The organism is Bacillus sp. D7-8, assembly GCF_052055895.1.
Taxonomy (GTDB): Bacteria; Bacillota; Bacilli; order Bacillales; family Bacillaceae; genus Bacillus; species Bacillus velezensis.
In genome coordinates this window covers 3,645,385-3,666,163 of sequence record NZ_CP179922.1, presented here as the reverse complement: position 1 = coordinate 3,666,163, position 20,779 = coordinate 3,645,385, and the positions used below count along the sequence as shown (strand labels likewise).

Annotated in this window: 23 protein-coding genes and 1 pseudogene; 13 read left to right on the top strand and 11 right to left on the bottom strand. The window is 47.5% G+C overall.

What is annotated here, in order from left to right; genetic code table 11:
- Nucleotides 1–41: 41 nt before the first annotated feature.
- Nucleotides 42–1,787 carry a S8 family peptidase gene (locus tag ACKTRM_RS18150; RefSeq protein WP_012118758.1) on the bottom strand — a complete coding sequence of 582 codons (1,746 nt, stop codon included), beginning with the start codon at nt 1,785–1,787 and terminating at the stop codon, nt 42–44.
- Between the two features lie 161 nt (nt 1,788–1,948).
- On the opposite strand from ACKTRM_RS18150, the gene celB reads away from it, so the two are divergent.
- Nucleotides 1,949–3,283 (top strand): PTS cellobiose transporter subunit IIC, encoded by a 1,335-nt coding sequence (gene celB / locus ACKTRM_RS18145; protein WP_007407728.1) that lies wholly within the window; start codon nt 1,949–1,951, stop codon nt 3,281–3,283.
- 27 nt (nt 3,284–3,310) lie between these two features.
- Here the strand turns inward: celB and ACKTRM_RS18140 are convergent, their stop codons facing one another.
- A complete protein-coding gene (locus ACKTRM_RS18140; RefSeq protein ID WP_012118757.1) occupies nt 3,311–3,694 on the bottom strand; it encodes a VOC family protein in 384 nt (127 codons plus the stop codon).
- Between the two features lie 94 nt (nt 3,695–3,788).
- On the opposite strand from ACKTRM_RS18140, the gene ACKTRM_RS18135 reads away from it, so the two are divergent.
- Nucleotides 3,789–4,976, top strand: coding sequence for a class I SAM-dependent rRNA methyltransferase (locus tag ACKTRM_RS18135; RefSeq protein ID WP_007407727.1), 1,188 nt, complete (start codon nt 3,789–3,791; stop codon nt 4,974–4,976).
- An 82-nt stretch (nt 4,977–5,058) separates the two neighbouring features.
- Here ACKTRM_RS18135 and ACKTRM_RS18130 read toward each other — a convergent pair whose 3' ends face one another.
- The 5 genes from ACKTRM_RS18130 to ACKTRM_RS18110 all read right to left on the bottom strand — a co-directional run bounded on the left by ACKTRM_RS18130 (nt 5,059) and on the right by ACKTRM_RS18110 (nt 8,236).
- Complete coding sequence (locus tag ACKTRM_RS18130) at nt 5,059–5,961, bottom strand: DUF2268 domain-containing protein (protein WP_012118756.1); 903 nt, start codon at nt 5,959–5,961, stop codon at nt 5,059–5,061.
- Nucleotides 5,948–6,709, bottom strand: a complete 762-nt coding sequence (locus tag ACKTRM_RS18125) for a MerR family transcriptional regulator (protein WP_012118755.1) — start codon at nt 6,707–6,709, stop codon at nt 5,948–5,950. Before ACKTRM_RS18125 ends, ACKTRM_RS18130 begins: the two co-directional genes overlap by 14 nt.
- Nucleotides 6,710–6,864: 155 nt before the next feature.
- The gene (locus ACKTRM_RS18120) at nt 6,865–7,059 is read right to left on the bottom strand and encodes a YwbE family protein (protein WP_003150901.1); all 195 of its coding nucleotides are present in this window, start codon (nt 7,057–7,059) and stop codon (nt 6,865–6,867) included.
- 128 nt (nt 7,060–7,187) lie between these two features.
- Nucleotides 7,188–7,868 (bottom strand): CidB/LrgB family autolysis modulator, encoded by a 681-nt coding sequence (locus ACKTRM_RS18115; RefSeq protein ID WP_012118753.1) that lies wholly within the window; start codon nt 7,866–7,868, stop codon nt 7,188–7,190.
- Complete coding sequence (locus ACKTRM_RS18110; RefSeq protein ID WP_007407725.1) at nt 7,850–8,236, bottom strand: CidA/LrgA family holin-like protein; 387 nt, start codon at nt 8,234–8,236, stop codon at nt 7,850–7,852. The genes ACKTRM_RS18115 and ACKTRM_RS18110 overlap by 19 nt, the downstream gene beginning before the upstream one ends.
- A gap of 106 nt (nt 8,237–8,342) precedes the next feature.
- Between ACKTRM_RS18110 and cidR the strand changes: the two genes are divergently transcribed.
- From cidR to ACKTRM_RS18080, 6 genes and pseudogenes are all read left to right on the top strand, one after another.
- On the top strand, nt 8,343–9,251 hold the full coding sequence (cidR, locus tag ACKTRM_RS18105; protein ID WP_003150908.1) for a cidABC operon transcriptional activator CidR: 909 nt from the start codon (nt 8,343–8,345) through the stop codon (nt 9,249–9,251).
- 2 nt (nt 9,252–9,253) lie between these two features.
- Complete coding sequence (gene thiM / locus ACKTRM_RS18100; protein WP_012118752.1) at nt 9,254–10,072, top strand: hydroxyethylthiazole kinase; 819 nt, start codon at nt 9,254–9,256, stop codon at nt 10,070–10,072.
- On the top strand, nt 10,069–10,743 hold the full coding sequence (thiE, locus tag ACKTRM_RS18095; RefSeq protein WP_012118751.1) for a thiamine phosphate synthase: 675 nt from the start codon (nt 10,069–10,071) through the stop codon (nt 10,741–10,743). Before thiM ends, thiE begins: the two co-directional genes overlap by 4 nt.
- Nucleotides 10,744–10,818: 75 nt before the next feature.
- A pseudogene (locus tag ACKTRM_RS18090) lies at nt 10,819–11,138 on the top strand (Efem/EfeO family lipoprotein); the annotation flags it as partial.
- Nucleotides 11,139–11,156: 18 nt separating this feature from the next.
- On the top strand, nt 11,157–12,413 hold the full coding sequence (gene efeB / locus ACKTRM_RS18085) for an iron uptake transporter deferrochelatase/peroxidase subunit (protein ID WP_012118749.1): 1,257 nt from the start codon (nt 11,157–11,159) through the stop codon (nt 12,411–12,413).
- An 85-nt stretch (nt 12,414–12,498) separates the two neighbouring features.
- A complete protein-coding gene (locus tag ACKTRM_RS18080) occupies nt 12,499–13,101 on the top strand; it encodes a DsbA family oxidoreductase (protein WP_012118748.1) in 603 nt (200 codons plus the stop codon).
- Nucleotides 13,102–13,121: 20 nt separating this feature from the next.
- On the opposite strand, the gene ACKTRM_RS18075 is transcribed toward ACKTRM_RS18080, so the two are convergent.
- The 3 genes from ACKTRM_RS18075 to ACKTRM_RS18065 all read right to left on the bottom strand — a co-directional run bounded on the left by ACKTRM_RS18075 (nt 13,122) and on the right by ACKTRM_RS18065 (nt 14,854).
- The gene (locus ACKTRM_RS18075; protein WP_012118747.1) at nt 13,122–13,796 is read right to left on the bottom strand and encodes a glycosyltransferase family protein; all 675 of its coding nucleotides are present in this window, start codon (nt 13,794–13,796) and stop codon (nt 13,122–13,124) included.
- A complete protein-coding gene (locus ACKTRM_RS18070; RefSeq protein WP_007407718.1) occupies nt 13,796–14,476 on the bottom strand; it encodes a class I SAM-dependent methyltransferase in 681 nt (226 codons plus the stop codon). Before ACKTRM_RS18070 ends, ACKTRM_RS18075 begins: the two co-directional genes overlap by 1 nt.
- Nucleotides 14,477–14,692: 216 nt before the next feature.
- Nucleotides 14,693–14,854, bottom strand: a complete 162-nt coding sequence (locus ACKTRM_RS18065; protein WP_003150917.1) for an anti-repressor SinI family protein — start codon at nt 14,852–14,854, stop codon at nt 14,693–14,695.
- Nucleotides 14,855–15,189: 335 nt separating this feature from the next.
- Between ACKTRM_RS18065 and ACKTRM_RS18060 the strand changes: the two genes are divergently transcribed.
- From ACKTRM_RS18060 to galT, 4 genes are all read left to right on the top strand, one after another.
- Nucleotides 15,190–15,813, top strand: coding sequence for a TetR/AcrR family transcriptional regulator (locus tag ACKTRM_RS18060; RefSeq protein WP_007614590.1), 624 nt, complete (start codon nt 15,190–15,192; stop codon nt 15,811–15,813).
- Nucleotides 15,814–15,892: 79 nt separating this feature from the next.
- Nucleotides 15,893–16,279, top strand: coding sequence for a GtrA family protein (locus ACKTRM_RS18055; RefSeq protein ID WP_041482275.1), 387 nt, complete (start codon nt 15,893–15,895; stop codon nt 16,277–16,279).
- A gap of 51 nt (nt 16,280–16,330) precedes the next feature.
- Nucleotides 16,331–17,515 (top strand): galactokinase, encoded by a 1,185-nt coding sequence (locus ACKTRM_RS18050; RefSeq protein WP_007407714.1) that lies wholly within the window; start codon nt 16,331–16,333, stop codon nt 17,513–17,515.
- Nucleotides 17,505–19,046 carry a UDP-glucose--hexose-1-phosphate uridylyltransferase gene (gene galT, locus ACKTRM_RS18045; RefSeq protein ID WP_012118745.1) on the top strand — a complete coding sequence of 514 codons (1,542 nt, stop codon included), beginning with the start codon at nt 17,505–17,507 and terminating at the stop codon, nt 19,044–19,046. Before ACKTRM_RS18050 ends, galT begins: the two co-directional genes overlap by 11 nt.
- Nucleotides 19,047–19,062: 16 nt before the next feature.
- On the opposite strand, the gene ACKTRM_RS18040 is transcribed toward galT, so the two are convergent.
- Nucleotides 19,063–19,308, bottom strand: a complete 246-nt coding sequence (locus ACKTRM_RS18040) for a GlsB/YeaQ/YmgE family stress response membrane protein (RefSeq protein ID WP_003150926.1) — start codon at nt 19,306–19,308, stop codon at nt 19,063–19,065.
- Nucleotides 19,309–19,810: 502 nt separating this feature from the next.
- On the opposite strand from ACKTRM_RS18040, the gene qoxA reads away from it, so the two are divergent.
- The gene (gene qoxA, locus ACKTRM_RS18035; protein ID WP_012118744.1) at nt 19,811–20,776 is read left to right on the top strand and encodes a cytochrome aa3 quinol oxidase subunit II; all 966 of its coding nucleotides are present in this window, start codon (nt 19,811–19,813) and stop codon (nt 20,774–20,776) included.
- Nucleotides 20,777–20,779: the final 3 nt, after the last annotated feature.

The window sequence follows — 20,779 nt, the reverse complement described above, 5'->3', positions numbered from 1 at the left end:
CGCTTGTGAAGCCGTTATCCGGCTCATAAGCGTTTTTTTTGCTATTTCACCCGAATCGCACGCACGCGTTTTTGCAGGCTGGTCTTTTCGGCAGACGGCTTCAATCGGCTGACTGCCGTTTGCGCCGCTGATTTTGCTTTTTTCGTCTTGGTTTTTTCAGCCGTTTTTACTTTGTCTCTAGCCTGCTGCCGGTTGAGTTTATCTTTTATCCGGTCAAGCCGTTTTTCCAGAGCGTTTTTTTCTTTTCCCGGCTGGATTTCGCTGACTGCTTTTTGGGCTTTTGCGGTGCTGGCCTCAGAGGTCTTTTTTTCCGCCTGCTTGACGCTGGCCTCAGCTGTTTTCAAAAGGCTTGAGTTGACAGCGTTAAGCCGCTTTTGCAGCCCTTTTTTCTCTGAACCGGCCGGTAATTTGCGAATGGCGCTTTGTGCGGCATTGACGGCGGTTTTTTTCTTTTGTTTTTCGGCAGTCCGGACTTTGTCTCTTGCGTCCGTCACATTTCTTGCCGTCTGAACTTTATTGATCCGGGACTCGAGAGCGGTTTTTCCCTTTGACTTGGACAGCTTGCTGACGGCCGTTTTTGCTTGATTGATATCTGCCTGTTTTTTCGTCTTTTCCGCTTTTATTACGGCCCGTTCAGCAAAGCTCTTTTGCTTTACGTGATATTGCACCAGGCCGTACCCGAATCGGCTGTCACGTCCGGGAGCGCCCAGATCTTTGACGTTTTGCTGCATCTGCTGCCGGAGCTGTGTATTTGTTTCCTCGGGATATTTCTGCCTGAGCAGCGCGAACATGCCGGTGACGTGGGGCGCGGCTTGAGATGTGCCGTCAGCCGTGGCGTACATTTGATTCAGATACGTGCTCGTAATATTGGTGCCGGGTGCGGTAAACTCAATTTGTTTTCCGGTCGTGGAAAAAGCCGCGAGCCCGTTTTTTTCAGTTGACGCTGAGACTGCCGTTACGCTGCTGTAGGCACCCGGATAATTGACGGGTTTTTTGTTGCCGTCGTTTCCTGCGGCGGCTACGATCACGATTCCTTTTTTGTATGCTTTGTCTACGGCGTCGTGAAGAATTTTGCTGTCTGCGTTAGTTCCGAGGCTCATATTGATGATGTCCATTTTATTGGCGATCGACCAGTCGATCGCTTTAAGAAGGCTTTTAAGATCCCCTGCACCCTTTCTGTCTAATGCTTTAACCGCATATAACCGGACATCCGGCGCGATGCCGTCAATGCCGTATCCGTCATGTTTTGCCGCAATGATTCCGGCGACATGCGTCCCGTGTCCGTTGTCATCTTTGTATGAGGAAGTATAGCTGACTGCGGAATAGCCTCCGGCAATGGAAAGGTCATCATGAGGGTAAATGCCGCTGTCAATGACAGCCACTTTCACCTTTTTTCCCGTCAAGCCTTCTTTCCACGCCTGCTTGACCTGAGTCGGTTCTATATCCCATTGCGGCAGTGCGTAACTGCTGCTTTGGGCCGCTGATAACGGGCGGATATCAGAACCGTCTGCTGCCTGAAAGGATACATTGTCTTCTACATATAAGATGTCAGGGTCCTGTTTCAGGTCTTTCACCGTTTGTGAATCGGCTGACACGGCGACTGCCGGGAGATGCTGATAGGTCTGTTCCACATCCGCTCCGCTGTCTATGGCGGATTCCTTGCCGTTTTGATTTTTGTACACCACGATAACGTCCCGGTCGTGCGTCTCGGCGTGCGCGGGCGCCGCGGCGGAGAACAGGCCGACGCACAAGGCTGCGGCCATTATCGGTTTCAGGGTGTGATACATTGTGATTCCCCCTTTTTCTTTATATATCGGCAGTGAGGAATTCTTTTTTTCCTGAGGGATAAGGAAAATTTCTGTATGCAAATGTAAGCGTTTCCAAAATATGATGGAGAAAATGCTTTAAGACATCTGCGCAATGAACTCAAAAAGGGGGTTTTTGATAAATGAGTACGTTCAATCGGGTCATGGAAGAAAAAATCATGCCTGTCGCCGGAAAAGTCGCCGGCCAAAGGCACTTAAGAGCTTTACGGGACGGCATTATTTTGACTATGCCGCTTATCATCATCGGATCGGTTTTTCTGATTCTGACGAGTCTTCCGATTCCCGGTTATGCCGATTTTATGGCTGGTCTTTTCGGTGAAAATTGGGTTGAAAAGCTCGGGTATCCCGTGAATGCGTCCTTTGATATTATGGCGCTTGTCGCCGCCTTTGGGATTGCCTACCGGCTTGCGGAAAGCTATGAGGTGGATGCCCTGTCGTCGGGAGCCATTGCCCTTGCCGCCTTTTTATTGGCGACGCCGTATCAGATTCCGTTTATTCCTGACGGCTCGGCAACAGAGATTATGGTGGGAGGCGGCATTCCGATTTCGCTGCTCGGAAGCAAAGGTCTGTTTGTCGCGATGATCATTGCAATGCTGTCTACGGAAGTGTACCGGTTTATCATACAAAGAAATATCGTCATTAAAATGCCTGACGGAGTGCCGCCTGCGGTCAGCAAATCGTTCGTTGCGCTCATCCCCGGTTTCATTATTATTACGCTTGTATGGCTGGCCCGTCTGTTTATTGAAATAACTCCTTTTAAAAGCCTCCACAATGTCGTAGGCGATCTGCTGGGCACCCCGCTGTCTATTCTGGGCGGGAGTCTCGGCGGAAGTCTTATCGCCGAATTCGTGCAAATGCTGCTTTGGTCGTGCGGCATACACGGCGCGTCCATTATCGGCGGCGTCATGTCGCCGATCTGGTACGGGGCGATGGATGCCAACCGTTTGGCTTTTCAGGCGGGGGAAGCGCTGCCGAGCATTTTTACGACACAGTTCTTTCAAATATGGATTAATGTCGGCGGAAGCGGAGCGACGCTTGCCCTTGTGCTGACCATGCTTGTGCGCTCCAGAAGCAAACAGATGAAACAGCTCGGCCGTCTCGGAATCGGGCCCGCGATTTTTAACATTAACGAACCGATTATTTTCGGGATGCCGCTCGTCATGAATCCGCTGTTAATCGTGCCTTTTATCATTGCGCCGCTCTTGACCATTACGGCGACGTACATCGGGATGAGCACGGGGATGGTGGCAAAACCGGCGGGAATCGCCGTGCCGTGGACGATGCCGCCGCTGATTTCCGGTTATTTAGCGACGGGCGGGAAAATCTCCGGTTCGGTCATGCAGCTGATCAATCTCCTGATTACATTTATCATCTATTATCCGTTTTTCCGAATTTGGGATCTTCAAAAATGGAGAGAGGAACGGGCGGCGGAACAAAACGTCACTGAAGAAACATAAAAAAAACGGGCGCTTTCGCCCGTTTTTTTAACGCTGGAAAAATTCAATCCATTCGCCGTCAGGTCCTTCAATGTAAAAGTAGCGGTACCCGTTCGGAAGCGTCGTGATTTCTTCATCGATAAATACGGCGCCCTGACGCTTCGCATGCGTGAACTCCGCCGCGATATCTTCAGTTAATAAAGCGAAGTGGTGAACTTTTCCTTCTGCGGGAAGCTCGCTGCTGTAGCCCTGGATCAGCTCAATTTCTGTCTCCGGCCCTTCCTGAAAGCCGAGAAAGGCAAGTTCAATAATGCCGTTCGTATGAGTGATACGATCCTTTAACTGCATACCGAGAACGTCTTGATAAAAGGCGATGGATGTTTCAATATCTTTGACCATAATGCCTGTATGGTCGATTCTTTTGGCTGTCATGGTTTTCCCCCTGTTTTGAATTTTTCGGGACAATGCGGTGTTGATCATGTTTTATGGTACGATAAGAGAAAGCAAAACGAAAGAGGAATGCACAATGAAGCTACTTACAGTGAAAGATACATTTGCCGGAAAGCTGAAAAAAGGATTCCCCCTGATTGAAAAAGACGCTCTGTCCGGAAGCTCGGCTCATTTAACAGAGGGCGATCTTTTTGATGTGACATCCGAGAAGGGTGAGTTTATCGGAAAAGGCTATTACGGTTTGCAGAATAAAGGAGTCGGCTGGGTGCTGTCACGCGCGAGAGATGAACGGATCGACGGACGTTTCTTTCTGGACAAGCTGAAAAAAGCGGCTGAAGCGAGAGCCCATCTGTTTAAGGCGCCCGACACGACGGCGTTCCGGCTGTTCAACGGTGAGGGCGACGGCATCGGCGGCGTCACGATTGACTTTTATGATGGTTATCTGCTGATTCAATGGTACAGTAAAGGCATTTACGCTTATAAGGACAGCATGATTGAGGCGATTGACGGACTGGAGCTTTCTTATAAAGCGATCTACGAAAAGAAACGATTCGATACGGCCGGGCAATACGTGGAAGACGACGATTTTGTCAAAGGCGAAAGAGGAGATTTTCCGGTCATTGTTCAAGAAAACGGCATACGGTACGCGGTGGATTTAAACGACGGGGCGATGACGGGCATTTTCTTAGACCAGCGTCATGTGCGCAAAGCGATTCGGGACAAGTATGCAAACGGCAGACGGGTGCTGAATACGTTCTCTTATACGGGGGCATTTTCCGTTGCGGCGGCGCTTGGCGGAGCTGAGAAAACGACCAGCGTCGATGTCGCCAACCGCAGTCTCGCAAAAACGATTGAACAGTTCAGCGCCAACGGAATTGATTATGAGGCGCATGACATTAAAGTCATGGATGTTTTCAAATACTTCGGCTATGCGGAGAAAAAAGGGCTGGAGTTTGACCTCATCATCCTTGATCCGCCTTCTTTCGCCCGCACAAAAAAACGGACGTTCAGCGCGGCGAAAGATTATAAAAATCTGCTGAAGGAAACGATCGCCATCACCGCAAAAAACGGCATCATCGTCGCTTCGACAAACAGCAGCGCCTTCAATATGAAGAAATTTAAAGGCTTTATAGAGACCGCCTTTAAAGAAACAAATGAGCGTTACGACATTTTGGAAGAATACACGCTTCCGGAAGATTTCAAAACGATTCCCGCGTTTAAAGAAGGGAACTATTTGAAGGTTGTTTTCTTGCGGAAAAAATAGGATGATCATTTATAGCGTGGAAAGAGGGGAAAAGAAAACCCTCTTCCATCGCGTTAATACGGGATAAAATAATCTTCATATCTTAAAGAAACAACCCGCTATTACTTAGTATCTCATCTGTGCCAAGTAAAGTGGCCTCACTAATCCCCACATTGTTGGCTTTCATGAAGGATTGCACCGCTTGGTAGCCAACCGCATAACCTGCAAACGGTGATAAGCCGACAGGCTGATAACCTTGTTCGGCTGCAAAGGTGTCACCAAACATGTAACTGCTGACCTCAGCAAACCCTTTCTTATTTAACGAGTCTTTGATGATTTCTTTTGAGTATTCTAAGTCTTCTTTTTCAAAAGAAGTAACCCAAGGACCTAACAGAGCTTCTCCGTAAAGTTCTTTGGCAAACGATTCTGCCAACCCCTCTATAATTAAGTAATCACCAACCGTTACGTTCCCATAGTCCCAATTGAAATAAGAAAAACGAATATTATGATGAAATTCGTGTGCGATTACAGCAGGCAGTCTCGGTATGTTATATGAATTGGGGAATATTGAAACTTGAATAAATCCCGGAATTCCTCCGAATCCACAATACCCTCTATGTAACTCAAGCTTTTTTTGATTGGCCAAATACATCCCAAACCTTATTTCATCAGCATTTATTTTTAAGCGGTTTTGTTGGATAAATTCTACACAATGAGTTAAAGTGCCATATGCAATTTGAAGAGCTTGAATTTCTTTTAGATTCTCTAATGCTTTTCTTCCGGTTTCCGTATCAAATATGCTCAGATAGCCCAGCATATTTGCAGCCATGATTACATCATATCCGTTAGGTTGCTTTGCCTTTAAGGGAACATTCATCTTTTTCCACATATCTTCAAAAGGTTTCATCATTGAATACCGATAATAATCTTCTCTATTTTCAATCATTGAAAATAACGTTTCGTATTGCCCAATTGTATCCTCGATAATGATTTTAATGGGTACCACCCTTTTTTTGATGATCTATATAAATTGTAATGGCATCACTCATGAGCTTCGCCAACCCTTCACCATACTGATCGATGTTCTTAGTGAAGCGTTTATCTTCAATATAGAGTTGACCTAATCCGTAAAAGGCATCAAAAGAATATTCACCAAAATTTTCATTGAGAAAATCAAACCACTCTTTGATAGCTGTTTGTACGTCTGGGGACTTGGGAGATTGGTTAATAAGGAGTGCAAATTTATTGAACATTGCAGTCCACTTATCAGATAAATCTTTTTGCTCACCATCAGTCATGTTTTTCAATCTAATATTTACCTTATCGACAGGTTGATCACCCCACCGTTTGCGAGCTTCTTGTTCATAAAGATTATGATTGAAGTTCATTCCCTCAAACCGCTCTTTGTTCGTCATGCAAATCTCTCCCATCAAATGTTTGATTGATTTATCGATGGTTTCAATCATTTTATCGACTCTATTCCGTTTCTCAATCAACATTTTCTTTTGTAAAATTAATGCCTCCCTTCGGTTAAATGAAGGACTATTAATGATTTCTTTAATCTCTTTTAAGGAGAAATCGAGCTCCTTGAAAAATAGTATCTGCTGCAGCTGTTCAAGATTCTCTTCAGAATAAAGCCGATAACCGGAATCGGTCGTTTCCTGAGGAGTCAATAATCCGATTTGATCGTAATGATGGAGAGTACGTATGCTTACTCCAATCAGTTCAGCTACTTCTTTTACTTTCATACCCATCACGTTTGCCGCCTCCTTAATGGCTACTCTAAAGTATTACGCAACGTAAGAGTCAATAGTTGGTTAAAGATTTTTTGTATATAAAGGGAGAACATATGAGGATTTCATTGCTGAAATTAAAGAAAAAAAGCCGGGCGTGAAGCTCCGGCTTTTTTCTATTCAATAATGTGCTGGACCCGGCCGATTCGTCCGTCTTCAAGGCGGACCTTAATGCCGCGCGGGTGGAAGCTTGAGTTCGTCAAAATATCCTTCACGATTCCTCTTGTCAGCTTTCCTGAACGCTGATCGGCTTTCAGGACGATATCGACTTCAAGTCCTTTTCTGATGCTGCTTCGCTGCTGGCCGTTCATATGACACATCCGTTCTTCAGTCTTTTCACTTCATATCTTATCATATCGTGTTTTCGTCTTTTTATGAAGGACAGACAAATCCATCTGCGTGGCAAATAAAAAAAGACCGCTCTGTAAGGAGCAGTCTTTTATGACATAAACGAAAGCAAAATCGGGGCCGCGCACAGCGTCATAATTGCGGCGAGAATCATGGACACGCTTGAGATCGTTCCTGATACGGAGCTGAGCTCAAATGCTTTAGATGTTCCCGCTCCGTGCGCGCTAGTTCCGAGCAGCACGCCCCGGGCAATTTCGTTATCAATGCGGAAATAGCGGATGACCATCGGCCCGATGATCGTTCCCAATAAAGCCGTTAAAATGACGAAAACCGCTGTAACGGCCGGCATCCCGCCGATCATTTCTGAAACGTTCATGGCAATCGGCGTCGTCACGGATCGCGGCACGAGACTGTCGACTAAGCTGCTGCCGAGATGGAACCATTTCGCGATAAAGGCCGTTGACAGAATGGCGATACATGAACCGACCGCTACGTTCAAAATAATTTCCACGGCGTATTTCTTTAAAATCGGGAAATATTTATAAAGCGGGATGGCGAACGCCACTGTTGCCGGCTGAAGCATATCGGTCAGCAGTCCGCCGCCGAGATTGTATGTCTGATACGGGACATTGACAAGAAGCAGCAGTACGACCAAAACAGCGGGCGTAATCAGAAGCGGCGACGTATACACCCGCGGAAAACGAATGTAGAGTTTTTTCGCGCCCAAATATACTAAGACAGTTAAGAATAAACTTATGATTCCGATGAACACGTTTGTTTTTTCTCCTTTCTTTTTGCTATCAGCTGTGTAAGCGTACCTGTTGAAACCATCACGACAAATGTGCTGATGACGACGACAAGTAAAATGCTTACGCCGAATTTAGACATAATATCTCCGTATTCAATCACTCCGACGGCAGACGGGATGAAAAACAGCAGCAGCTCACCGAGGAGCCATGCTGCGCCAAGCTCAATCCATTCAAGTTTGATAATCTTGAAATGCAATAATGTGAAAAGAATCACAATCCCGATTATACTGCCGGGAATATTTATATGAAGAGCCGCCGTGACCCAATTGATCAGACGCGCAAATATAAACAGCAGAGCGATTTGAATAACGGTAAGCAGCAATTTTTTCATAATGATGCCTCCCTTATATTTATATTGTACAGAAGGTTTTGCTATAGGTAAAATACATATAAAGAATAATGTGTATTCCTTTTGTCTATAGAAAGGATGAAATGTAATGGATATCCGGCACTTAACGTATTTTTTGGAAGTGGCCCGTTTGAAAAGCTTTACGAAGGCTTCGCAGTCGCTGTATGTTTCACAGCCGACAATCTCAAAAATGATTAAAAACCTGGAGACGGAGCTCGGCATTAAGCTGTTTTACCGCAATGGCCGGCAAGTTGAACTGACTGACGCCGGGCAGAGCATGTATGTGCAGGCGCAGGAAATCACAAAGTCATTCCAAAACCTGACGTCAGAGCTGAACGATATTATGGAAGTGAAGAAAGGGCACGTCCGCATCGGTCTTCCGCCGATGATCGGGTCCGGCTTTTTCCCGAGAGTGCTCGGTGACTTCCGCGTCACATATCCCGATGTGACGTTTCAGCTTGTTGAGGACGGCTCTATTAAAGTGCAGCAAGGGGTGGAGGACGGCTCGCTTGATATCGGGGTCGTCGTGCTTCCCGCAAATGAAGAGATTTTTCATACGTTCACAATCGTCAAGGAAACCCTTATGCTCGTCGTCCATCCGTCACATCGGCTCGCTGACGAGAAAGAATGCAGTCTTCACGAATTGAAAGAAGAGCCGTTCATATTTTTCAGGGAGGATTTTGTCCTTCATAATCGAATTATGACGGAATGCGTGAAAGCCGGATTCAGGCCGCACGTCATTTATGAAACGTCACAGTGGGACTTTATCAGCGAAATGGTATCCGCCAATCTCGGTATCGGCCTCTTGCCGGAAAGAATCTGCCGCGGTCTTGATCCTGACAAAGTCAGAACCATTCCGCTCGTTCATCCGGTCATTCCGTGGCATTTAGCCATCATTTGGCGGAAAGACCGCTATATGTCCTTTGCCGCCAGAGCCTGGCTGGAGCATACGAAATCGTATTTATGGAATCCGAAAAAGAGAAAAAAGGATGATTAAGCATGGACGCACAAACCGCAGCTCAACACTTGAGTAAAGTGCGGGATCAAAACCCGCTCGTTCACAGTATCACCAATAATGTCGTCACGAACTTCACCGCTAACGGACTGCTTGCGCTCGGCGCATCGCCCGTTATGGCTTATGCAATTGAGGAGGCAGCCGACATGGCGAAAATCGCAGGAGCGCTCGTCCTGAATATAGGCACCCTCAGTTCGGCGTCGGTTGAAGCTATGATCGCAGCCGGAAAATCGGCCAATGAAAACGGTGTTCCGGTCATTTTTGATCCGGTAGGCGCAGGCGCCACGCCGTTTCGGACGGCATCAGCCAGCAAGATCATACAGGAGGTCCGCTTGTCCGCCATTCGCGGAAATGCCGCGGAAATCGCCAATATAGCCGGCGCCCCTGATTGGAAGATAAAAGGCGTGGATGCGGGGGAAGCCGGAGGAGATGTGGTTCAGCTCGCTAAGACGGCTGCAAGCGGGCTGAAGACGGTCATTGCGATTACCGGAAAAACCGACGTCATCTCCGACGGCGCCGACACATATGCCGTACATAACGGTGATAAACTGCTGACGAAGGTGACGGGGGCGGGATGCCTGCTGACGTCTGTAATCGGAGCCTTCTGCGCAGCGGGGCAGGACGTTCTGCAAGCGGCCGTTTCAGCCGTTTCTGTATACGGAAGCGCCGCTCAGCTTGCCGCTCTGGACACCTCCCATAAGGGGCCGGGCAGCTTCCAGATTGAGCTTTTAAACAAGCTGGCAAGCATCTCAGAACAAGAAGCGGCCGAGCTTGCCGCAATTGAAAGGGTGATAGAAAAATGACGCGTATTTCTCGGGAAATGATGAAGGATATGTTATCGGTTTATTTTATTATGGGATCAAACAATACAAGCGCAGACCCCGTTTCTGTGGTGGAAAAAGCCATTGAGGGCGGCGCTACGCTTTTTCAATTTCGGGAAAAGGGGAGCGGTTCTTTAACAGGGGAGGAACGTCTCCTGTTCGCGAAGCGGGTGCAGGATGTCTGCAGGCAGGCCGGGATTCCTTTCATCATTAATGATGATGTCGAATTGGCCTTGCGCCTTGAGGCGGACGGAGTGCATATCGGGCAGGATGACGCAGACGCCGAAGAAACGAGAGCGGCAATCGGCGATATGATTCTCGGTGTGTCAGCACATAACGTCTCCGAGGTGAAGCGGGCGGAAGCCGCCGGAGCCGATTACGTCGGAATGGGCCCGGTCTATCCGACCGAAACAAAAAAAGATGCTGAAGCCGTGCAGGGCGTTACATTGATTGAAGAGGTGCGGCGTCAGGGCATCACCATTCCGATTGTAGGAATCGGCGGCATTACGGCTGACAACGCGGCGCCCGTCATTGAAGCGGGTGCAGACGGCGTCAGCATGATCAGCGCCATCAGCCAAGCCGAAGATCCAAAAGCGGCGGCGCGGAAGTTTTCAGAGGAAATTCGGCGCTCCAAAGCAGGGCTGTCCCGATAGGGCGGCCCTTTTTCTGTGTGCGCAAAAAGGCAGTGACGGACTTGGAGAATATAAGCCGTATGTCAAGAACAGGGCAATCAGCTTGCAATATCGACCGAAGTGTTTGACGGCTCTATCGCTTCGCTCAAAGTGATGCCTGAACCAATCACCGCCGGCGCCGAAGGCTTAAAAGCCCTCTATGAAACAGTGAAAAGCGCGCAGTGAGAGATCATTTCGAGGTCACGGAAAAACTTGATGCGGAATTCAGCGAATTTGAAGTTTTGATGTCGAAATACAAAACGTGCGATCAATCGTATATGTCTTGTGATACATTAAGTACAGATCAAATCAGAGAGATAAGCACGAAGCTGACGGCCCTTTCTGAAACCATGTCGAAGATTGCCGATGTGCTTTAAAAGGAGTTAAGACACAGCATGAGCGATGAACAAAACAAGGAAAAACAGATCCACAGACGGGATGTCCTGAAGTGGGGCGCCGTCGCGGGCGCCGCCGTCGCTGTCGGAGCGAGCGGCCTCGGAGGACTCGCGCCGCTCTTCAAACCGGCGGCCACCGCTTCAAAGAAGAATGATGAAAAACGTGATCGTGATCAAATCGTTCCTTTTTACGGAAAGCACCAAGCGGGAATCACAACGGCACATCAGACGTATGTGTATTTTGCAGCGCTTGATGTCATGTCAAGCGACAAAGCCGATGTCATCTCCCTTTTCAAACAATGGACAAGCCTGACGCAGCTGCTGACTTCAGGCGCCGTCCCGTCGGGCGAACAGAAAAATAAATATATGCCTCCGCAGGATACCGGGGAGTCGCAAGATCTGGCCCCGGCGAATTTGACCGTTACCTTCGGCTTCGGCCCCGGGTTTTTCGAGAAAGACGGGAAGGACCGATTCGGACTGAAAGATAAAAAACCGAAGCACCTCGCCGATATTCCGCCGATGCCTAACGACAAGCTCGATAAGAATCAAGGCGGCGGTGATATCGTCATACAAGTCTGCGCGGATAATGAACAAACGGCGTTTCACGCGGTGCGCAACCTGATGAAACAGGCAGCAGGCGTGTGCGAAGTCCGTTTTCTCAATAAAGGTTTCTTAAGCGGCGGGAAAAACGGGGAAACGCCGCGCAACCTCTTCGGATTCAAAGACGGCACCGGCAACCAAAGCACAAAGGATGAAAACCTGATGAATTCGATCGTTTGGGTTCAATCAGGAGAGCCGGACTGGATGACGGGCGGCACGTACATGGCGTTTAGGAAAATTAAGATGTTTTTAGATATATGGGATCGTTCATCCTTGAAGGAACAAGAGGACACGTTCGGGCGGGTGAAAAGCTCAGGCGCGCCTTTCGGACAACAAAAGGAAACCGATCCCGTGAAGCTGAATCAAATTCCCGCCGACTCGCATGTCAGCGTGGCAAAATCAACCGGCAGACAGATTCTGCGCCGGGCTTTTTCCTATACGGACGGAATTGATCCAAAAACGGGCTATGTTGACGCAGGCCTGCTGTTTATCTGCTTTCAAAAAGACCCGGACCGCCAATTTGTCCCGATGCTGAAGGCTTTGGCGGCAAAGGATGCGTTGAATGAATACACACAAACGATCGGCTCTTCCTTATTCGCCTGTCCCGGCGGCTGTAAAAAAGGAGAATATATCGCCCAAAGGCTGCTGGAATCGTGACACCTTCCATAAGGAGGGTGTTTTTAAAAAAACACTTGTAACTATATGTGTTACAACTTAAAATGAAAAGGAAAGGAGACTTACAATGACACTGCAGATTAAAGTATATTCTGATTATGTATGTCCGTTTTGCTTTGTCGGCAAAGCGGCGTTTGAAGAAGCAATCAAGGACAAGGACGTACAGGTGGAATGGATGCCGTTTGAATTGCGTCCGAGCCCCTCGCCGAAACTTGATCCGGTGAATGATCCCGCCAAGCGGCAGATGTGGAAAAACTCCATTGAGCCGATGGCGCAGTCTTTAGGCGTTGAAATCACGTTCCCCCGCGTGTCACCGCATCCTTACACGGATTTGGCATTTGAAGGCTTTCATTTCGCAAAGGAACATGGGAAAGGAAGCGAATACCATACACGCGTTTTTCAGGCATTCTTTCAGGAAGAGCAAAATATCGGTGACGTTGGCGTGCTGACAAAGCTTGCGGAAGAAGCCGGACTTGACGGCGCTGCCTTCAAAGAGGCGCTTGAGACAAGAGCGTACAGACACGTACAGCGGGAAGCGCTCCGCCATGCTTATGAGGAAGCCGGCATTACGGCAGTGCCGACGTTTATCATCGGAGATGAGAGAATCCCTGGCGCGGCGGGAAAGGAAACCTTTGAACAAATCATTGAGCGGGAACTGAATAAACGTTAACCCGAAAAAAGCCCTCTCGATCAGCGAGAGGGCTTTGCCATATAGTGTTTGACAAATGTTTGTCTGTCCGCTTCATATGCCGCGGCGTCAAATGAGTCGCCGCAAAAATGAAGGCACCAAGGGTCTTTCTGGCAGGCGACGCCGACTTGATAGCCGTGTTTTTGAAATTCAAGCGACTGTGATGTGTCGTAAAAATGAAAGCCGCGAAACAAATCCTCCCGCCACTCCACGTCATATTGAGCCGCCATTAACAAGCCGTCAATGGCGGCAGCGGGCGTAAACAGGCCGTCTTCATCGCCGTGCTCAAAGTCCAGCGGGTGATAAGCATTCCCCCGGTATTCAATCACTTTTCCCATCCGCTCTCCGCTTTCCCACCAAATACCGTTCGGCGGCAGGGTTTTGCAGCCGGCGACACCGAGAAGGCCGAGCTCCTGATGAGATTGAAAGATATGAAGCATGTCATGAAGGAAATGCTGATGAATGATAAAGGTATCCTGATGCAGATAAATTTTATATTTGGAGGGGTGTCTCAGCGCTTTGTTGTAGGACGAGGCCATGCTTGCTGAATCGTATATCGGCATGATATCAACGGAGTATGATGGGGGGACGGTAAGCTGCATGATATGGCTCTTGCACCGGGAGTAGAGCGGCTCGTCATTCACACAGACGACAAACAGAAATGAATGTGAATCCATTACATGCTCCTCTCGGCCTCAATCACATATTGATACGCCGATGCTTCTGTCATAAAGTCATGCCTTATGCCAAGCTGTACGCATACTTCGTGCAATGCTGCGATGGCTTTGTGATAAGAGGGGTGATCAACGCGGATCGCCTCAATGCGTTTCACCTCATAACCGGCGGCTTTAAATAATGAAAGCGTCTCTTCACGGGTAAAAAAACGCAGGTGGGTCTGATCCATTAATCCGGCGTCACTGTAAGTCCATTTGCCGGCTAAAAGCTCCAGCACCACTGAGATGTGGCCGACATTCGGTATGCATGCAAGCACCGTGCCGTCTTTTTTTACATAAGGACGAAGCTTTTTCAGCACGGACCACGGATCGATCAGATGCTCAAGAACGTCTCCGAACAGCATGCAGTCGAATTGTTCTGATTCGTACGGAAGAATGGCGGATTCAATGTCGCCGCAAAGCACGTGGCTCAATTTGCTTTCCGCCTTTTTTGCGGCTTCGGGATACGCTTCAATGCCGTAAACCGTTATTCCGCGGTCTTCGATCGCCGCTCCTAAATTGCCTGTGCCGCAGCCGACATCAAGCACTGTCCGCCAGTTTTCGTCTATTTTGTTCAATAAATAAGGATTCAGGCCTTCGTAGTAGTTCTGTTGTTTTTCATCATAATAGGGATTCGTATCCATCTGTGTATCACCTCATAAATGGGCATATACACAAGATATGCAGCGGGGGGATCTCATATCACCATGTTTGGCTGTTCAATTGCGGAATACGGACGGGAATGGTTGTCCGGTATACGGTTTGTTCTCTGATTCCCCTCTTATTGCGGATGTTCCTTTGAAAACTCGGGTGCGGGCGGACTATGGCAGGTCATATAGTAAAAGGATCCGCCTGTAATCTTACCGCTGGCGGATGGTGTTTTTCATTGGTGTTTTTTTCTTCACCGCTTTTTCAGTATTTAAGAAGCGCCTCACATCGTCAATGTGCAAACCCATGATTCTAGCCTCTTGAATTAACAATTGCCAATCTTGATCTATATCTTTCATTACATGAGTTTTCATAAGAACCTCCAATTGAAAAATTGATTTGCCCAGCTACAGCAGCCAATGTATAACAAATATCACACATAGTTGGCCGGTAATCCCAAATTGAAGATGAATTCACCTACCTATTCCCTAAGAAAATGACTGAAATAACCAAAATCCTTCAAGAATTCTTACGTATAATAATAAACAAATAAATACTGACTGGATAGTATGCAAATAAAAATAAATCATATGACCTATTAACATTTACCCTCAAAGCGTCGACTAGCATATTCTTTTTGCATAAAAAATACCGCAAAAGAATGATTCGGTGTAAGATAAAGTGAATGATCAAACAGCTGGGGTAAAAAATGAAAAAAAACAAATTTCAAATTAAGAGAGAAGAAACATTTGAAAGTTTTATTGACGCAGGCCTTCATCTCCTGATTGAAAGAGCTTACGATTCAGTCTCAATCGATGACATCAGTAAAGCGGCGGGTTTCAGCAAAGGCGCGTTTTACGTTCATTTTGAAAGCAAGGAAGATTTTCTGAAGCATTTATTAGACAGGCGTCAGATTAAAAAAAGGATCATCACTGGCTATCTCGACGAATTAGAAAAGCAAACAGCGCGGCCGTTGACGCTTTGTGAAGCTGCGGCAAGCGCGGCCAGCCTGCTGATGCGGTTTGTAAACAGCAAGCCTGCCTGGAATGTTGTGTCTTTTGCCGTTCATATGCCTACTTACAAAGTCGTCAGTGAATATGAAGCTTATATCCGTCTTTATAAGTTATGGATAGAAGAAAGCACCATGTACATAAATTGGCTCAAATCGAGAAATTTAATAGAAGACCATATAGATACTGAGCATACCGCTAACATGATGTGCGCGCTCATCGACGGGATGATTAAGCAATCCAATGTGCTGGGAAGGCCGGTTACTTTCCGCAGCATGTTTGACGCGCTCTATGTTTTTGTCAGCGGCAGAAAATCAGGGTAACGTTCTTCTTGATTTGACAAAAGGTTTAGAAAAGTCTTTCAGAAAGCGAGGAACTGCCATGCGCTACAGAGAAATTATGATGTATATCATTATGGGGATATTCACGACCATCGTGAATATCGCCAGTTTTTACTTTCTGACGTCGGCCTTTGAGATGGATTACAAGGCGGCGACCGTCGCTGCTTGGATTCTGTCCGTTCTATTTGCATATGTCACGAATAAACTGTATGTATTTCAGCAAAAGACCGCGGGGATGCGGAGTCTGATGAAAGAATTGACGGCCTTTTTCAGCGTGCGGGTATTGTCTCTCACCATCGATCTCGCCATGATGATTCTTCTGGTCAGTCAATTTCATATGAACGAAACGTTGGCGAAAATCGCCGATAACGTCATTATCGTAGTCGTCAACTATGCGGCCAGCAAGTGGATTGTCTTCAGAAAAGCGAAAGAAGAGGGCGTGTCATAACGGTTTCTTTCCGCGCCCCGGGGGAAAGTGTAATGGTGAAAGGGGATGCGTATGAAGCACAAAATAAAGAAAGCGTTTGCTGATGTATTCGGGGAATCGGAGGACCTGCGCATTTTCTTTGCGCCCGGCAGAGTGAATCTCATCGGAGAGCATACGGATTATAACGGGGGCCACGTCTTTCCTTGCGCGCTGACGATCGGTACATATGCAGCCGTCCGGGAGAGAGGGGACAGGCTCGTCAGAATGTACTCTCATCATTTTAAAGATGCGGGCATAAAGGAATGCAGTCTCGATAATATCCGCTATCAAAAAGAGGACGGGTGGGCCAACTATCCGAAAGGGGTCATGGCGGAATGTCTCGGCAGCGGTTTTTCCCTTCCGCACGGCTTCGATATTGTGTTCTGGGGAAACATCCCGAACGGCGCGGGGCTGTCATCTTCGGCTTCGATTGAACTTGTTACGGCGGTCATTCTCAAGGAATGCCATGAGCTTGAGGCGGATATGCTCGACTTGGTGAAGCTCGCTCAGACGGCGGAAAATTCCTTTATCGGCGTCAGCTGCGGAATAATGGATCAATTCGCCATCGGAATGGGAAAGAAACATCATGCGATTCTGCTGAATTGCGGGACGCTCAGCTTTGAATATACAAAACTCGGACTGTCGGGGCTGTCGATCGTTATTGCAAATACCAATAAAAAACGAACGCTTGCAGACTCAGGTTATAATACGAGGCTCAAGGAGTGCGGGGAAGCGCTTTGTGATCTTCAGAAGCATCTTTCCGTTCAATCACTGGGAGAGCTGACCCCTTCCGCTTTTGACGCCCATGCGGAGCTGATTCAGAATGAAGTGAACAGACGCCGGGCGAAACACGCCGTCTATGAAAATCACCGCACAATAGAGGCCGCCGACATGTTCAGTAACAATCAGCTTCATCATATCGGTGAATTAATGAGGGATTCGCATCTCTCTTTACGCGATGACTACGAGGTGACGAGTCATGAGCTGGATACACTGGCTGAAGCGGCCTGGCGCCACGGCGGGGTGATCGGATCAAGGATGACGGGAGCCGGTTTCGGCGGCTGTACGGTCAGTATCGTTAAGGACGATGCGGTTTCGGATTTTATTGAAACGGCAGGGGCCCGCTATGAGGAAAAGACAGGGAGAAAAGCTGACTTTTACACGGCGGATGTCGGAGCCGGAGCGAGAGAACTAAAGGGGGATGACGATGGCAATTGAGCGGCACGTGGAACGTTTAATCCGGTACGGATTGCAAAAAGAGCTGATTTCCTATCTTGATATTGAATATACGAGAAACCGTTTGTATGAAGCTTTGCATATCACCCATCCGGAGGTTTCAGAACAGAAAGAAAATGTATCGGCGGCATCATTGTCGGACTTATTGGCCCCGATTTATGAATGGGCGGCAGAAACGGGCCGGATTGCAGCCGATACAGACACCTATCGCGACCTGCTGAGCGCGAAGATCATGGGCTGCTTTGCCCCGCAGCCGTCCGAGATTGTCCGTCGTTTTGAAGAAACAAAGGCGGTGCACGGACCGGAGCAGGCGACAAAGGCGTTTTACCGATTTTCAGAGGATGTGTATTATATCCGTTCGGACAGAATAAAGCGGAATGTCGGGTGGACGGCTGAGACGGCTTACGGAAAGCTGGACATCACGATCAACCTTTCAAAACCGGAAAAAGATCCGAAAGCAATTGCCGCTGCCAAAGAGCAGCCTCAATCCGATTATCCGAGATGTGTTCTTTGTAAAGAAAATGTCGGGTACGAGGGGAGACCGGATCACCCGGCGCGTCAAAACCTTCGTGTCATTCCGGTAATTCTCGGCGATGAGCAGTGGTTTCTGCAATTTTCTCCGTATGTGTATTACCGGGAGCATTGCATCGTTTTGAAAGACCGGCACGAACCGATGAAGATCAGTAAAAAAACGTTTGACCGGCTGCTGTCGTTCGTCAGCCAGTATCCTCATTATTTTCTCGGTTCCAATGCTGATCTGCCGATTGTCGGCGGCAGTATTTTAAGCCACGACCATTTTCAGGGGGGCAATTATGAATTCCCGATGGCGCGGGCGGAGACAGAAAGCCGGTACAGGCTGCCTGACTATCCGAAAACGGTGTTGGGAATTGTGAAGTGGCCGATGTCGGTCATCCGCCTGCAAAGCGAGAGTGCGTCTGAGCTTTCCGGCGCGGCGGATGCCATCCTGCGGGCATGGCGCGGTTATTCCGATGAGGCGGCTGATCTCCTCGCGTGTTCAGGAGAAACACCGCACAATACAATTACGCCGATTGCCCGGCGGAGAAACGGTTTATTCGAATTAGATCTCGTCCTCAGAAATAACCGCGCCTCTGATGAGCATCCGCTGGGAATTTTTCATCCCCATCAGGAAGTTCATCACCTGAAAAAAGAAAATATCGGACTGATTGAGGTAATGGGGCTTGCGATTCTGCCGGGCCGCCTTGAACAAGAAATGAAATACACGGCTGAAGCGCTGTGCTCACCGGACCCGGAAGCGGTCTTAACGGCAGACCTTTCTGCGTCAAAGCATAAAGATTGGGCGCTCAGTGTGCTGCATAAGCGGAAGGTAACGAAAGAAAACGCGGAACAGATTCTGAAAGAGGAAATCGGCCATGCCTTTGCGCGGATACTGGAGCATGCCGGCGTCTTTAAACAAACAGAAGAAGGCAGAGCGGCTTTCCGGCGGTTTATCCGCCATTTGGGCGCTCTACCGGAAAAAAGCCCCATCCCATAAGGGACGAGGCTTTTTTTTATCCTCTGCTTCTGGCGATCAGGCTGAATAAGAACACCACGATCGCAGCTCCGATGATTGCCGGAATGATGGCAAAGCCGGCAAGGTGAGGACCCCATGTGCCGAGCAGTCCGTGCCCGATCCATGCGCCGATCAGACCGGCGATCATTGACCCGATGATTCCCCCGGGCATACTGCCTTTTACAAATAAACTTCCGATCCAGCCGATAATAATAGCGACAATCAGAGATACGATAAAACCCATAAATATCACTTCCTATTTTTTATTATTTATGCCTATATGTTTCCTTCGTTTTGTCCATATTAAACATATGAATGTGTTTTTTATAATGAACATATCAAGGCGCGTTCCGGTCTTTTTTTTCACAATGCGTTGCGTTAAAATGGAAACCGTGTGAAAAGGTGTGAGCAAAGGAAAAAATATTTCTTTTGTAGAATGTTTAACAAAATGAAACTTTTTGTTGACCAGCGTTTTTTATTATGGTAAACCTTTATTTGGTATTATTCGTTCTCACTATCTTTTTTCTCTATATATGCTAAATGATCTAAAACTTTTTATGTTTGGTTTGCGCAAGTGGAAAAAGTTCATGCATTTTTTGACGATTTTGTGACATTAGGTCGAAAAAAAGATGAACTTTAGAAAAAAATAAAGCTAATAAGGGCAGATTTTGATAGCATAACAAGGTAGATAGAGAAAAGATTTTGAGAAAGTACATTTCAGATTCACTACATCAATAGGAAGGATGGTGATCTTCTTGTTCAGAGCATTTAAACCGTTACTTTTATTAGCGATGTTGGCTGTTGTTTTCGTACTGGGCGGATGCAGCGACATTTCCGTTTTAGATCCGAAAGGACCTGTAGCAGACCAGCAGAAAGATCTGATTCTCTTGTCAATCGGATTTATGCTGTTCATTGTCGGCGTCGTTTTCGTACTATTTACAATCATTTTAGTGAAGTACCGCGACCGCAAAGGCAAAGACAGCGGAAATTACAAGCCCGAGATGCACGGCAACACGTTCTTAGAAGTAGTCTGGACAGTGATCCCAATTTTAATTGTTATTGCACTTTCTGTGCCTACCGTACAGACGATATATTCGTTAGAAAAAGCGCCTGAAGCGACAAAGGATAAAGAGCCTCTTGTTGTTTATGCTACTTCGGTAGACTGGAAATGGGTATTCAGCTACCCAGAGCAGGATATTGAGACGGTTAACTACCTGAACATTCCTGTAGACCGTCCGGTTTTATTTAAAATTTCTTCAGCCGATTCAATGGCATCGCTATGGATTCCTCAGCTTGGGGGACAAAAATACGCGATGGCGGGAATGCTGATGGATCAATACTTACAGGCTGACAAAGTGGGAACATATGAAGGCCGCAACGCGAACTTCACCGGCGAACACTTTGCCGACCAGAAATTCAACGTAAAAGCTGTTACGCAAAAAGACTTTAACAGCTGGGTGAAAAAAGCCCAAAGCGATTCTCCAAAGCTGACGAAAGAGAAGTATGACGAACTGATGCTTCCGGAGAATGTCGGTAAATTAACGTTCTCTTCTACACACTTAAAATACGTTGACCACGGCCAAGATGCCGAATATGCGATGGAGGCGCGCAAACGCCTTGGCTACAAAGCCGTATCACCGCACTCTAAAACAGATCCGTGGGAAAATGTAAAGAAAAACGAATTTAAAGTATCCGACGATAAACAAGATTGAAAT

Coding starts and splice junctions, on each gene's coding strand:
- thiE (WP_012118751.1), top strand. CDS start 10,069: ATGACGCGTATTTCTCGGGAAATGATGAAGGATATGTTATCGGTTTAT.
- ACKTRM_RS18140 (WP_012118757.1), bottom strand. CDS start 3,694: ATGACAGCCAAAAGAATCGACCATACAGGCATTATGGTCAAAGATATT.
- ACKTRM_RS18040 (WP_003150926.1), bottom strand. CDS start 19,308: ATGGGTTTTATCGTATCTCTGATTGTCGCTATTATTATCGGCTGGATC.
- celB (WP_007407728.1), top strand. CDS start 1,949: ATGAGTACGTTCAATCGGGTCATGGAAGAAAAAATCATGCCTGTCGCC.
- efeB (WP_012118749.1), top strand. CDS start 11,157: ATGAGCGATGAACAAAACAAGGAAAAACAGATCCACAGACGGGATGTC.
- ACKTRM_RS18135 (WP_007407727.1), top strand. CDS start 3,789: ATGAAGCTACTTACAGTGAAAGATACATTTGCCGGAAAGCTGAAAAAA.
- ACKTRM_RS18050 (WP_007407714.1), top strand. CDS start 16,331: ATGAAGCACAAAATAAAGAAAGCGTTTGCTGATGTATTCGGGGAATCG.
- cidR (WP_003150908.1), top strand. CDS start 8,343: ATGGATATCCGGCACTTAACGTATTTTTTGGAAGTGGCCCGTTTGAAA.
- ACKTRM_RS18110 (WP_007407725.1), bottom strand. CDS start 8,236: ATGAAAAAATTGCTGCTTACCGTTATTCAAATCGCTCTGCTGTTTATA.
- ACKTRM_RS18075 (WP_012118747.1), bottom strand. CDS start 13,796: ATGGATTCACATTCATTTCTGTTTGTCGTCTGTGTGAATGACGAGCCG.
- ACKTRM_RS18120 (WP_003150901.1), bottom strand. CDS start 7,059: ATGAACGGCCAGCAGCGAAGCAGCATCAGAAAAGGACTTGAAGTCGAT.
- thiM (WP_012118752.1), top strand. CDS start 9,254: ATGGACGCACAAACCGCAGCTCAACACTTGAGTAAAGTGCGGGATCAA.
- ACKTRM_RS18055 (WP_041482275.1), top strand. CDS start 15,893: ATGTATATCATTATGGGGATATTCACGACCATCGTGAATATCGCCAGT.
- ACKTRM_RS18125 (WP_012118755.1), bottom strand. CDS start 6,709: ATGGGTATGAAAGTAAAAGAAGTAGCTGAACTGATTGGAGTAAGCATA.
- galT (WP_012118745.1), top strand. CDS start 17,505: ATGGCAATTGAGCGGCACGTGGAACGTTTAATCCGGTACGGATTGCAA.
- ACKTRM_RS18060 (WP_007614590.1), top strand. CDS start 15,190: ATGAAAAAAAACAAATTTCAAATTAAGAGAGAAGAAACATTTGAAAGT.
- ACKTRM_RS18065 (WP_003150917.1), bottom strand. CDS start 14,854: ATGAAAACTCATGTAATGAAAGATATAGATCAAGATTGGCAATTGTTA.
- ACKTRM_RS18080 (WP_012118748.1), top strand. CDS start 12,499: ATGACACTGCAGATTAAAGTATATTCTGATTATGTATGTCCGTTTTGC.
- ACKTRM_RS18070 (WP_007407718.1), bottom strand. CDS start 14,476: ATGGATACGAATCCCTATTATGATGAAAAACAACAGAACTACTACGAA.
- ACKTRM_RS18150 (WP_012118758.1), bottom strand. CDS start 1,787: ATGTATCACACCCTGAAACCGATAATGGCCGCAGCCTTGTGCGTCGGC.